The organism is Photobacterium sp. GSS17 (assembly GCF_028621875.1).
GTDB lineage: Bacteria > Pseudomonadota > Gammaproteobacteria > Enterobacterales > Vibrionaceae > Photobacterium > Photobacterium ganghwense.
The window spans coordinates 449,482-463,077 of sequence record NZ_CP117517.1 but is presented as its reverse complement, the minus strand read 5'-3'; the positions used below and the strand labels follow the sequence as shown (position 1 = coordinate 463,077).

The 13,596-nt window shown below is 51.1% G+C and carries 10 protein-coding genes; 9 read left to right on the top strand and 1 reads right to left on the bottom strand.

Annotated elements, in window-relative coordinates; genetic code table 11:
- The first annotated feature begins 21 nt into the window (after positions 1-21).
- The 3 genes from PGW97_RS02185 (at position 22) to PGW97_RS02175 (ending at position 4,672) form a co-directional block, all read left to right on the top strand.
- Positions 22-2,883 (top strand): valine--tRNA ligase, encoded by a 2,862-nt coding sequence (locus PGW97_RS02185; protein WP_047883746.1) that lies wholly within the window; start codon positions 22-24, stop codon positions 2,881-2,883.
- Between the two features lie 198 nt (positions 2,884-3,081).
- Positions 3,082-3,483 (top strand): DUF2061 domain-containing protein, encoded by a 402-nt coding sequence (locus PGW97_RS02180; RefSeq protein ID WP_217394206.1) that lies wholly within the window; start codon positions 3,082-3,084, stop codon positions 3,481-3,483.
- A gap of 283 nt (positions 3,484-3,766) precedes the next feature.
- On the top strand, positions 3,767-4,672 hold the full coding sequence (locus PGW97_RS02175) for a bifunctional helix-turn-helix transcriptional regulator/GNAT family N-acetyltransferase (protein ID WP_273858475.1): 906 nt from the start codon (positions 3,767-3,769) through the stop codon (positions 4,670-4,672).
- Positions 4,673-4,846: 174 nt separating this feature from the next.
- On the opposite strand, the gene rraB is transcribed toward PGW97_RS02175, so the two are convergent.
- Complete coding sequence (rraB, locus tag PGW97_RS02170) at positions 4,847-5,248, bottom strand: ribonuclease E inhibitor RraB (RefSeq protein WP_047883743.1); 402 nt, start codon at positions 5,246-5,248, stop codon at positions 4,847-4,849.
- Positions 5,249-5,669: 421 nt separating this feature from the next.
- On the opposite strand from rraB, the gene PGW97_RS02165 reads away from it, so the two are divergent.
- The 6 genes from PGW97_RS02165 to pyrB all read left to right on the top strand — a co-directional run bounded on the left by PGW97_RS02165 (position 5,670) and on the right by pyrB (position 13,584).
- Positions 5,670-5,873, top strand: coding sequence for a hypothetical protein (locus PGW97_RS02165; RefSeq protein ID WP_273858473.1), 204 nt, complete (start codon positions 5,670-5,672; stop codon positions 5,871-5,873).
- A gap of 142 nt (positions 5,874-6,015) precedes the next feature.
- The gene (locus PGW97_RS02160; RefSeq protein WP_047883742.1) at positions 6,016-7,464 is read left to right on the top strand and encodes a YfcC family protein; all 1,449 of its coding nucleotides are present in this window, start codon (positions 6,016-6,018) and stop codon (positions 7,462-7,464) included.
- Positions 7,465-8,770: 1,306 nt separating this feature from the next.
- Positions 8,771-9,994, top strand: coding sequence for an arginine deiminase (gene arcA / locus PGW97_RS02155; RefSeq protein ID WP_217392328.1), 1,224 nt, complete (start codon positions 8,771-8,773; stop codon positions 9,992-9,994).
- Between the two features lie 131 nt (positions 9,995-10,125).
- A complete protein-coding gene (gene arcC / locus PGW97_RS02150) occupies positions 10,126-11,037 on the top strand; it encodes a carbamate kinase (RefSeq protein WP_047883740.1) in 912 nt (303 codons plus the stop codon).
- Positions 11,038-11,168: 131 nt separating this feature from the next.
- Positions 11,169-12,179 (top strand): ornithine carbamoyltransferase, encoded by a 1,011-nt coding sequence (locus PGW97_RS02145; RefSeq protein ID WP_047883739.1) that lies wholly within the window; start codon positions 11,169-11,171, stop codon positions 12,177-12,179.
- Between the two features lie 475 nt (positions 12,180-12,654).
- Complete coding sequence (gene pyrB / locus PGW97_RS02140; RefSeq protein WP_047883738.1) at positions 12,655-13,584, top strand: aspartate carbamoyltransferase; 930 nt, start codon at positions 12,655-12,657, stop codon at positions 13,582-13,584.
- The last annotated feature ends 12 nt before the right edge of the window (positions 13,585-13,596 follow it).

The following is a 13,596-nucleotide window of genomic DNA, read 5'->3' as shown; positions in this document are numbered from 1 at the left end:
ATAGATCCTTCTAAGAGCGCTATGGAAAAGACATACAACCCACAATCAATTGAAAAAGCGCTATATCAGCGCTGGGAAGAGGCCGGTTATTTCAAGCCTCACGGTGACACATCAAAAGATGCTTACAGCATCATGATCCCACCGCCAAACGTCACGGGTAGCCTGCACATGGGCCACGCGTTTCAGGATACCATTATGGATACCCTGATCCGCTGTGAGCGTATGAAAGGCAAAAACACGCTGTGGCAAGTCGGTACTGACCACGCGGGTATCGCTACCCAAATGGTTGTGGAGCGTAAGATTGCAGCGGAAGAAGGCAAAACCAAACACGACTACGGCCGTGATGCTTTCATCGATAAAATCTGGGAATGGAAAGGCGAGTCTGGTGGCACCATCACCAAGCAGCTGCGTCGTCTGGGCGCGTCAGTAGACTGGGATCGCGAACGTTTCACCATGGATGACGGCCTGTCGAATGCCGTGAAAGAAGTTTTCGTGCGCCTGTACGAAGATGACCTGATTTACCGTGGTAAGCGCCTGGTTAACTGGGATCCGAAACTGCACACTGCGATTTCCGATCTGGAAGTTGAGAACAAAGACAAGAAAGGCCACATGTGGCACTTCCGCTACCCGCTGGCGGACGGTGTGAAAACGGCTGACGGCAAAGACTACATCGTTGTAGCCACAACCCGTCCGGAAACTATGCTGGGTGATACCGGCGTAGCCGTGAACCCGGAAGATCCACGTTACAAAGATCTGATCGGCAAAGAAATCATCCTGCCAATCGTGGATCGTCGCATCCCAATCGTGGGTGACGAACACGCTGACATGGAAAAAGGCACCGGCTGTGTGAAAATCACACCGGCGCACGACTTCAACGACTACGAAGTTGGTAAGCGCCACAGCCTGCCAATGATCAACATCCTGACGTTCGATGCCGCTATCCGCAGCAGCGCCGAAGTGTTCACCACCAACGGTGAACCTAGCGACGCATACAGCACCGAAATGCCAGCGAAGTACCAAGGTATGGATCGTTTCGATGCGCGTAAAGCCATCGTGGCAGAATTCGACGAGCTGGGCCTGCTGGACGAAATTAAAGATCACGACCTGACCGTGCCTTACGGCGACCGCGGCGGCGTAGTGATCGAGCCAATGCTGACTGACCAATGGTACGTACGCACTGCTCCTCTGGCAGAAGAAGCCGTGCGTGCCGTTGAAGACGGCGACATCAAGTTTGTCCCTAAGCAGTACGAAAACATGTACTTCTCCTGGATGCGTGATATTCAGGACTGGTGTATTTCCCGTCAGCTATGGTGGGGCCACCGTATTCCGGCATGGTACGACAACAACGGCAATGTATACGTAGGTCGCACCGAAGAAGAAATCCGCGAAAAACACAACCTGGCACCGGTTGTGGTTCTGCGTCAGGACGATGACGTACTGGATACCTGGTTCTCATCTGCACTGTGGACCTTCGGTACTCAGGGCTGGCCTGAGCAAACAGATGACCTGAAGACCTTCCACCCGTCTGATGTACTGGTCACCGGTTTCGACATCATCTTCTTCTGGGTTGCGCGCATGATCATGATGACCATGCACTTCTGTAAAGATGAAAACGGCAAGTCTCAGGTTCCATTCAAAACGGTATACGTCACCGGTCTGATCCGTGATGAGAACGGCGACAAGATGTCGAAATCCAAGGGTAACGTTCTTGACCCAATCGACATGATCGACGGTATCGATCTGGAATCTCTGGTAGAAAAACGTACCGGTAACATGATGCAGCCTCAGCTGGCTGCGAAGATCGAGAAGAACACCCGTAAGACATTTGAAGACGGTATCGAACCATACGGTACTGACGCCCTGCGTTTCACGCTGGCGGCAATGGCTTCAACCGGCCGTGACATCAACTGGGACATGAAGCGCCTGGAAGGTTACCGTAACTTCTGTAACAAGCTGTGGAACGCCAGCCGCTACGTGCTGATGAACACCGAAGAGCAGGACTGCGGCTTTGCGGCAGGGGCGGAATTGGAATACTCCCTGGCCGACAAATGGATCGAGTCTCAGTTCGAGCTGGCAGCGAAAGAGTTCAATGCGCACATTGAAAACTTCCGTCTGGATATGGCGGCGAACACCATCTATGAGTTCATCTGGAACCAGTTCTGTGACTGGTACCTGGAGCTGACTAAACCGGTTCTGTGGAAAGGCAGCGAAGCGCAGCAACGCGCCACTCGCCGTACCCTGATCACCGTACTGGAAAAGACACTGCGTCTGGCTCACCCGGTTATTCCTTACATCACTGAAACGATCTGGCAGAGCGTGAAGCCTCTGGTAGACGGTGTCGAAGGCGATACCATCATGCTGCAGGCACTGCCTCAGTACGACGAAGCCAACTTCAATGCCGACGCACTGGCTGACATTGAGTGGGTGAAGAACTTCATCACCAGCATCCGTAACCTACGAGCCGAGTACGACATCGCGCCGAGCAAGCCGCTGGATGTGATGCTAAAAGCCGCTGACGAGAAAGACGCAGCGCGTCTGGAAGCCAACAAAGCAGTACTGGTGTCTCTGGCGAAACTGGAAGACATCCGCGTGCTGGCTGCTGGTGAAGAAACACCTGCGTGTGCTACCGCCCTGGTCGGTAAGTCTGAGCTGATGATCCCAATGGCTGGTCTGATTGACAAAGACGCTGAGCTTGACCGCCTGGCGAAAGAAATCCAGAAGACCGAAGGCGAGATCAAACGCATCGAAGGCAAACTGGGTAACCAAGGTTTCGTTGCAAAAGCGCCAGAAGCCGTTGTTGCCAAAGAGCGTGAGAAGCTGGACGGCTACAAAGAAACCCTGACCAAGCTGGCTGAACAGCAAGCGACGATTGCAGCGCTGTAAGCTGTCGTTCGGCAGGTAACTCTGCATTCCTCTCCAGGGCCGGCGTTTATCGCCGGCCTTTTTCTTTTGGCCACTGTGCTGTCTTCGCCATACCCACCACCATTCAATAGCTATTACCTATTGATATGATAACAACAATCGATTTAAGTTATTGATAATTATTCGCAATACTATAGGTATCCAAGTGAGGAGCCTGTTATGAAAAAGACTATCAGTTTTGCTGCCATTCATTTTACCGTTGCGTTTAGTGTCGCTTACCTGCTGACCGGCGATATCCTCATCGGTAGCCTGATGGCGATGATTGAACCTATGGTCAACACAGTGGCTTTCTACTTTCACGAAAAAGCATGGCAGACTGCGCCGCTGAAACGTTCCCAGTTCAACCAACCGGGGCGCAAAACCGCGAGCTTCGCCGTGGTACATTTCAGTGTGGCGTTCACGGTTGCTTACCTGCTGACCGGTGACATTCTGATCGGCAGTATTATGGCCATGATTGAACCTGCCATTAACACGCTGGCCTATTACTTTCATGAGCGTGTCTGGCAGCGCCGTGAGCAAACGCACTCAGCATTAAGTATGATGGCTTGCCACCATCACTGAGCGACAGATTCAGATACAGATACAGGCACAAAGCATCCATATCAGCCCGGACGTCAATCACACCCGGGCTGAAACCGTTTTGCTGCCCTGCCTTTTCCGCAGATCCACTTCGACTTTCTGGCACAGCGCAGTCCTGCCTCTCGCGAGTAACACACCTTCTTGCTTTATTCAGTTATCCATATAACGAGTGTGCATCACCTTGACATGGTTGCGAGTTACAAATACATTAAGTTGCGACACACAACAAAATTATTAAGACAACCGCCGACACAAGGATGCTTCCATGGACGCCCATTCACTTCGCCATCTCTCCCGCCAGCTGGTTCGCCAGCTTGGCATGTTGCACAACCAGTGCGGTGCCATGGCCCTGACACCGGTTCAGGCACACTGCCTGATCGAGCTGGAGCAAGAAAACGCAACGGTCAATGAGATGGCGGTAAGGCTGCGGGTGGATAAGTCCAACGCCAGTCGTACGCTGGCCTGCCTGCAAAATCAGGGGCTGGTTGGCGCTACGCCACACCCTGATGATAAACGCAGTCAGATTTTCCAGCTCACCGCTGATGGCAGAACCAAGCTTGAGGCTCTCCACCAGCAGCTCAATGCCGAGGTCAGTGAGTGGCTCAAACAGCTCGACACTGACGAAATCTGTCAGCTGGAAACCAGCCTGACTCGCTACAGCAAGGCCATTGAGGCCGCTGCCAATCAGAGCAACTATGAAATCCGGCCCCTGACGCCGCTGGACAATGCAGCTATTGCCGCGGTCATTCGCCGGGTGTCCGCAGAATACGGTTTGACGGCCGATAAAGGATACGGGGTGGCCGACCCGACGCTGGATAGCATGAGCGAGGTGTATCAGTCTGCTGGCAGCGCGTACTGGGTGATCGAACATCAACACCGGATTCTGGGCGGCGGAGGCATTGCGCCGCTGGCCGGAGAAGAGGGCGTCTGTGAGTTGCAGAAAATGTACTTCCTGCCGGAACTGAGAGGACGGGGACTGGCCCGCAGGCTGGCCGTTCAGGCCCTGAAGGAAGCCCGCCAACTGGGCTATTGCGCCTGCTATCTGGAAACCACCGCCAACCTGACGGAAGCTATCGGACTATACCGTTCGCTGGGCTTTGTCCAGATTTCGCACGCGATGGGCAATACCGGGCACGATGCGTGTGAAATCCGAATGTTGAAGACTTTCTGAACCCCTATTTCCTGACGATCAACATACCGACCAGCAGGGAATCTGACCGGAAAAATGAGCACAAAAAAAGCTGGCCTGAGCCAGCTTTTTTGCAACTAAGAACGGTTTCGCAAGAAGGGATGATCTCACGAGACAGTAATCATGACACCAGCATTGGGGCCGGATCGTTATTGATTACTCTTCGTCGTCTTCGAAGTCATCTTCGTCGTCTTCACCAGACTCGAAGTACGTACCCCAACCGTCGTAATCAATGTTGTATTTTTCAGCCAGCTTGATCAGCTTTTCTGCTTGCTCATCAATCACGTCGGCGTTCAGGGCTGATTCCATTACAGCATCAAAGCAGACAACCATGCCGCCACCGTCTTCCGGTGCCAGTTCCAGCTCTTCAGCATCCAGCACTTCAAAGCCCATCTTAAACGCTTCTGCTGCCGCCGCTTCCAGCTCTTCAAATGTATCCGCTGAGAAGTGGTGCTCAATGCTGTAAAGGGCATCAGGATCGCTGCCATCTTCCAATAGCGCAGCAATAATATCGCGTGTTTCTTCCTTCTGCTCTTCAATCAGTTCTGCATAAGACATGGGGTAACTCCACCTATGGAATAAATTCGAAGGCAAATATCGCACGGATTCAGGCAAAATGCCATGTGAAATATTACCCCCGGAGAAAGGGGCAACGCATATGGCTGAAAAGGGAAATTGATATTTATCAAACTAATGTCAGTTTCCTGCTGATACGGGCCAACACGCCAAATTGCATAATATTCCCGGTTATGCGCTTTCATCGAATACTTCTAAAGCGGTAGAAAGCATATTCACCCATTATTTCCAGAGAATTACCCTGCCACGAAAAATTCGGGCTCATCGCTGCCCAATGCAGTCCCGGAAAAGTGTGAACAACCCCAAAGTTAAACCGCTGCGGGCAGCATAAAATCCACCTGCAACAAACAAAAAGAGCCGCAGCAATGACTGCAGGACACATAAGCATTAGAGAGATACGATCATGAGTAACTTCTACCAAGGCCTTGAGCCAGGGCGACGGCGCCGCAGTTCGTTGCGTCGTCCCCGTAGAGCACTCACCAACCTGACATCGGCCCTGAGCCACCCGGAATCGGGCGCGGCATCAGTCGGTTATGTGTCGGGCAGTGAGTGTACGGCTATGACACCTCACCCCGCGTTGGCTCCCTTATCCCCCACGCAGGGATAACGCCACCCTACCCCAGCCACTTGCCCGGCAATCGCCTGGCCTGACAAACAACCGGAGTTAATGCCGGCGGGCCGTGTCATGCCAATTTCCGGGTCTGGTAGATGAACCCTCTGCCCTGAGCGCAGAGGCAAGGAGAAAAATTATGACAACCGAATCCATCAAACAGGAAGAAAAAGGTGGCTTCTTCGCCAACTTTAAATTCCCATCCGCCTATACCATTTTATTCACCCTTATCGCTTTGGTGGCATTGATGACCTGGATCGTTCCGGCCGGTCAGTATGACCGCGTCATGAACGAAGAACTGGGTAAAGAAGTGCCGGTAACCGGGACCTACCATGCTGTTGAAAGTAACCCTCAGGGTGTGGTCGATGTCCTGCTGGCGCCAATTGACGGTTTCTACGACCACAACAGCTACGAAGCCGCTGCGATTGACGTTTCCCTGTTTATTCTGGTGATCGGTGGTTTCCTGGGCCTGGTAACCAAAACCGGGGCCATTGACGCCGGTATTGAACGGGTAACAGCCCGCTTGCAGGGACGGGAAGAACTGATGATCCCAATCCTGATGGCGCTGTTTGCCGCTGGCGGGACCATTTACGGGATGGCGGAAGAATCGCTGCCGTTCTACACCTTGTTAGTACCTGTCATGATGGCAGCCCGCTTTGACCCTGTGGTAGCAGCTGCGACTGTTCTGCTGGGTGCCGGTATCGGTACTCTGGGCTCCACCATCAACCCGTTTGCGACAGTGATTGCCGCCAACGCCGCCGGTATCCCATTTACTGACGGTATCATGCTGCGCGTTGCCATGCTGGTGATCGGCTGGGTGATCTGCGTGGGCTATGTGATGCGCTATGCCAAAATGGTACGTGCTGACAAAACTAAGTCTATCGTTTACGACAAGTACGAAGAAAACAAAGCCCACTTCCTGGGCAACCAGACTGGCGAAATGCTGGAGTTCACCACCACTCGTAAAATCATTCTGGGTATCTTTGCCGCGTCATTCGGTATCATGATTTACGGTGTGGCGGTAGTCGGTTGGTGGATGGCTGAAATCTCTGCCATGTTCCTGGCTTCAACCATCATCATCGGCCTGATTGCCCGCATGAGCGAAGAAGAGTTTACGTCCAGCTTCATTGACGGTGCCCGTGACTTGCTGGGTGTAGCCCTGATCATCGGTATTGCCCGCGGTATCGTGGTCATTATGGACCGCGGTATGATCACCGACACCATCCTGAACTCGGCCGAACATGCAGTCACCGGTCTGTCTTCTATCGTGTTCATCAACGTGATGTACTGGCTGGAAATCCTGCTGTCATTCCTGGTGCCTTCATCATCCGGTCTGGCAGTACTGACAATGCCAATCATGGCACCTCTGGCTGACTTCGCCGGTGTGGGTCGTGACCTGGTTGTAACCGCTTACCAGTCTGCCTCCGGTATTGTCAACCTGATGACACCAACCTCGGCGGTGGTAATGGGTGGTCTGGCTATTGCCCGCGTCCCTTACGTCCGCTGGGTAAAATGGGTGGCACCACTACTGGGTATTCTGACTGTACTTATCATGGTGATGCTGAGTGTCGGCGCCATCATGGCCTGAGTACCTCACGCTTCCCTTGCATTATCTTCCTAACGAACAAGGCCGCCTGACGCGGCCTTGATTTTTTTACTCGGTAAAGCGCCCGCCACACACCTCACAGATTCGTCCCGTCCCACTCTTCGTTTCAGCCTGCATCACTTCAGATTTCCAGCCAATGCCCCACCGATTCACTCCCGCTGCCACGAAGAACCATTATGCGTATGTTCTGTGGTCTCGAACAGCTCCTATCTTCAGGCGAACCGGCATGCTCAGGGAGCGAAATACTGAGAAAATTAAACACTCAGAACTTGGAAACCCGAATAACCAGCAAGAGGAAATCGAGTAAGCAGTGAGGATCGGGCCTCGGATCCCAAGCCCCAACCTAGCTCTATAGCAGATAAATCTCTCCAGCATATAAAATGCACTAGCCTCAGGAACGCTCTACCTTCTGCGACCTCTTTCCACCCTTTCCACCAGCTGCCGTGGCACCACGCGACTCACCGGCCTGGGGACATCTCGCCCCCGCAAGTACTCTTGGCATCCGTGCTTCACGATTTGGATGAGAGCCGTGTTGACACAACTGGCTTTTAGCGTTTTCTGCTCGTCGATCTTCTCATCGATCGGCTCGCGATAAGGAAAAACACCTATCCCCAGTCAGACGAGTTGGCATGAAAAAATACGCCCCTCGTTATTTTAAAAATTAAGATCCATATAATTTTCACTGAGATAAAAAGCCAAGAGAAAATTATATCTCCACGTTATTTCGCCAAGCCATAAGAACCATAAAAATTAAATCCACATGACATATAAAATAGAATTTTGACTCTAAAAACTGAAATCAGACAATAAATTAATTGAGTGAAATCGTTGTTCCTAAATTACAAAAAACAATTAAACAAAAAATAAAAGGAAAAATATTTGTTACCAATAAGATAATATTAAGCCAGAATTCATATAGACAAACACATTAAGTGCATAAGATTAGTTTTTTCACATCAAATCAACAAAAATAAATCTGCATAAACTTCCATGAGAAAAACAAAAATCAATACTAAACAGTGACTTAAAATGAATGAAAACCATCCCCACCCAACTAAAGCACATAAAATCCCATTCATGAAAACTAATAACAGCTGAATTAAAAATGTTAATAAATTTAATTAGATAGGTTATAGGAACAATATAAAAAGTGTGATGAAACTCTAAGACTCTGGGGCTTTAAAGCGTAGAATAAAACTCAGAAACCAAAGCGAAGAAATAAATAATAGCTTCGCAAAAAAAATAAATAAGTCAGGAATCTGACTTCAAATAATAGAGAGATACGATCATGAGTAAGTTCTATGTAGGTTCAGAAATAGGTCAATTACGTCGCGTACTTCTACACCGTCCAGAGCGCGCGCTCACTCACCTGACTCCTTCAAACTGCCATGACTTGCTGTTTGACGATGTACTTGACGTTGAACGTGCAGGCAAAGAGCATGACGTATTTGCCAACACACTGCGTGAGCAGGGCGTTGAAGTTATGCTGCTGAAAGATCTGCTGGCTGAAACTCTGGATGTTCCAGAAGCCAAAGAATGGTTGCTGAACACTCAGCTGTCTGACCACCGTTTCGGTCCGACTTTCGCTAACGATGTACGCTGCTTCCTGAGCGACCTGCCTCACGCTGAGCTGGCATCTATCCTGCTTGGTGGCCTGGCCTACTCTGAGTTCCCTGTACAGTCTTCTTCTATGATGCAAGGCTTCAATGCACCAAACGACTTCATCATTGAACCACTGCCAAACCACCTGTTTACCCGTGACACGTCTTGCTGGGTTTACGGCGGCGTATCAATCAACCCAATGGCGAAAGAAGCCCGTCAACGTGAAACCAACCACGTACGCGCTATCTACAAATGGCACCCAACCTTCGCCCAAGGTGACTTCCACACTTATTACGGTGCGGACAGCAACATCAACTACGACAACGCGACCATTGAAGGCGGTGACGTTCTGGTTATCGGCCGTGGCTCAGTGCTGATTGGTATGTCTGAGCGTACAACTCCACAAGGTGTTGAGCAGCTGGCTTCTAACCTGTTCAAAACTGGCCAGGCAAAACAAGTTATCGCGATGGAGCTGCCAAAACACCGCTCTTGCATGCACCTTGACACAGTAATGACGCACATGCGTGAAGACACCTTCTCTGTATACCCAGAAGTGATTCGCAAAGATGTGAAATGCTGGAGCCTGACTGGCGATGAGTCCGGCACAGTGAAAGCCACCGAAGAAAGCTACTTCGTGAATGCCATCGAAAAAGCCCTGGGTGTGGGTCAGCTAAACCTGATCACAACAGGTGGCGACAGCTTCGAAGCTGAACGTGAGCAGTGGAACGATGCTAACAACGTACTGACTGTGAAACCTGGCGTGGTTGTTGGTTACTCTCGCAACACTTACACCAACGAGAAATACGACAAAGCCGGTATCACTGTTCTGCCAATCCCTGGTGATGAACTTGGTCGCGGCCGTGGTGGTGCTCGCTGCATGAGCTGCCCAATCGAGCGTGACGATATCTAACGGGTTACCCACCCGTACTGACGGCCGGTGCTCGGCACCGGCCACACAACAGAAAACCCTCTCAGAATTTACAGGCCAAAGAGCCACTACAAACACAATAACACTGAGAGTTGACCAAGAGAGACGATCACATGACTAAGCAAACTGTCGTAGTAGCACTTGGCGGAAACGCCCTGCTTCGCCGCGGTGAACCGCTGGAAGCAGATACTCAACGCAAAAACATTGCTAAAGCCGCACAGACGATTGCTGAAATCGCCAAAGAATTCAATGTAGTACTGGTTCACGGCAACGGCCCACAAGTTGGTCTGCTGGCGCTGCAAGGACTGGAATACAAAAAAGTTGCACCCTACCCGCTGGACGTACTGGGTTCAGAAACTCAGGGCATGATCGGCTACATGCTGATGCAAGAGTTGAAAAACCTACTGCCGGAACGCGACGTATCCTGCATGCTGACTCAGATGACAGTGGATCCAAACGACCCAGCCTTCGCTGACCCAACCAAGCCAATCGGTCCGGTATACGAAGAAGCCGAAGCCCGTGAAATGGCAGAAAAATACAACTGGACCGTTAAACCGGATGGTCAGTACTTCCGCCGCGTCGTCCCTAGCCCACTGCCAACCGGGATTGTCGAAAGCGATGCCATCACCACCCTGATCAAACAGGAGCACCTGGTGATCTGTACCGGCGGTGGCGGTATCCCGGTTAAGAAAGAAAACGGCAAGTTGACCGGTGTGGAAGCGGTTATCGATAAAGACATGTCGGCCGCTTACCTGGCGCAGCAACTGCATGCTGATGCCCTGCTTATCCTGACCGATGCCGATGCTGTTTACCTCGACTGGGGCAAACCAACCCAGAAAGCACTGCGCAGCACCACACCACGTGAACTGGCACAGTACGCATTCGACGCCGGCTCCATGGGACCGAAAATTGATGCATCCTGCGAGTTCATCAACAAAGGCGGCAAGCTGGTTGGTATTGGCTCCCTGGAAGATGGCCTGGCCATTCTGAAAGGTGAAGCCGGAACAAATATTATTGCAGAATAGCGGAATAGTTATTCACAAACGATTCATAATACGTTAAACAATATAAAAACCCTCCGGCTGCGGTGAGATGCCTAAAACAGAAGCTTCTCCCCGGTCGGGCAGAGAGATACAGATTCAGAGAGGATAACATCATGGCTTTTAATCTTCGCAACCGTAACTTCCTAAAACTACTTGACTTCACTCCACGTGAAATTCAACACCTGCTGGAGCTGTCTGCTGAGCTGAAAAAAGCGAAGTACAACGGTTACGAGCAACCACGCCTGACTGGCAAAAACATTGCCCTGATCTTTGAAAAAACCTCAACACGTACTCGCTGTGCGTTTGAAGTCGCGGCATTCGACCAAGGCGCACAAGTGTCTTACCTTGGCCCATCTGGTTCTCAAATTGGTCACAAAGAGTCAATGAAAGATACCGCTCGCGTACTGGGTCGTATGTACGACGGTATCGAGTACCGTGGCTTTGGCCAGGAAATCGTGGAAGAGCTGGGCAAATATGCAGGCGTGCCAGTATGGAACGGTCTGACTGACGAATTCCACCCAACTCAAATCCTGGCTGACTTCCTGACAATGCAAGAGCACGGTCGTGGCAAACAACTGCATGAAATGAAGTTCGCTTACCTGGGTGATGCCCGCAACAACATGGGTAACTCTCTGATGGTTGGCGCAGCGAAAATGGGTATGGACATCCGCCTGGTCGCACCAAAAGCTTACTGGCCGGAAGAAACCCTGGTTGCACAATGCCGTGCTATCGCAGAAGAAACCGGCGCGAAAATTACGCTGACTGAAGACGTTCAGGAAGGCGTGAAAGATTGTGACTACCTGTACACTGACGTGTGGGTATCTATGGGTGAAGCGAAAGAAGCATGGGCTGAGCGTATCAACCTGATGCTGCCTTACCAAGTCAACATGGACATGCTGAAAGCAACAGGCAACCCACATGTGAAATTCATGCACTGCCTGCCAGCGTTCCACGGTGAAGACACCACAGTAGGTAAAGAACTGGCTCAAGAGTACCCAGTACTGAAAGACGGCGTAGAAGTTACCAACGAAGTGATCGAGTCTGAACACTCTATCGTCTTCGACGAAGCAGAAAACCGTATGCACACCATCAAAGCTGTTATGGTGGCAACCCTGGGTCACTAATGACTCTCTTGGATTCAGGGGCAAGCACTCCGATAGTCCCTGTCTCTCACTTCATACCGGCCTGCGGGCCGGTATTTTTATGCCTGTCTTTCCTCCTTTTTTAGCCTGTCCCAGCCCACGACAAAGTCAGCGAAATCACGCAGTTAAAGCCACTAAAAACCTTCTGAAAGTAGCCCGGACTTTACCCCGAAAAATGCATAAACTTCCGGGAAATGAATACTTTAGGCAAACGCTTGCGTTAGCGAAAAATGGGGGTATAATCCTTCGCAATTTGTCCAGAGAGAGATAAAAAATGCGCCGTTTCGTTCAGTCAAACCTGATGAAAATCCGCCGATTTACGGCGAGCGTGCCGTTTTTTGTTTTTCCTGTTTGTATTCAAAAGAGCCTCCTTTTTTAAGGGGGCTTTTTTTTGTCTGCTACTCACAGCAGCAGGCAAGCGTCGTTCATCATAGTGATTTAAGAGGGAAGAGAAGCCATGGCGAATTCGCTGTTCAAAAAGCACATTATTTCCATCCCGGAACTGAGCCGTAATGAGCTTGAGCTGGTTGTTGAAACAGCCGGTAAACTGAAGGCCGAGCCAAATCCGGAGCTGCTGAAAAACAAGGTGGTTGCAAGCTGCTTCTTCGAGCCATCAACCCGTACCCGCCTGTCATTTGAAACCGCTGTTCAGCGCCTGGGTGGCACAGTGATCGGTTTCGACAACGGCGGTAACACATCACTGGCGAAGAAAGGGGAAACGCTGGCGGACTCCGTTCAGGTGATTTCTTCTTACGTTGACGCCTTTGTCATGCGCCACCCTCAGGAAGGTGCAGCGCGTCTGGCTTCTGAGTTCTCGCATGGTGTACCGGTTATCAACGGCGGTGACGGTGCCAACCAGCACCCGACCCAAACCCTGCTTGACCTGTTCTCTATCTACGAAACTCAGGGCCGCCTGGATAACCTGAATGTGGCCTTCGTCGGCGACCTGAAATACGGCCGTACCGTGCACTCCCTGACTCAGGCTCTGTCGAAGTTCAACAATGTGAAGTTCTTCTTCATAGCACCTGAAGCGCTGGCGATGCCGGATTACATCTGTGAGGATCTGGACGAAGCCGGTATCAGCTACAGCCTGCACACCAACATGGAAGAAGTGATTCCTGAGTTGGATATCCTGTACATGACCCGCGTCCAGAAAGAGCGTTTCGACGAGTCGGAATACGCCCACATGAAAGCGGCGTACATTCTGACAGCGACCATGCTGGAAGAAGCGCGTCCGAATCTGAAAGTGCTGCACCCGCTGCCACGTGTGGATGAAATCACGGTCGACGTTGATAAAACCCCATACGCTTACTATTTCCAGCAGGCTGAAAACGGCGTGTACGCCCGTGAAGCCCTACTGGCACTGGTACTGAACGAAACAATCTAAGCAGGAGACGCG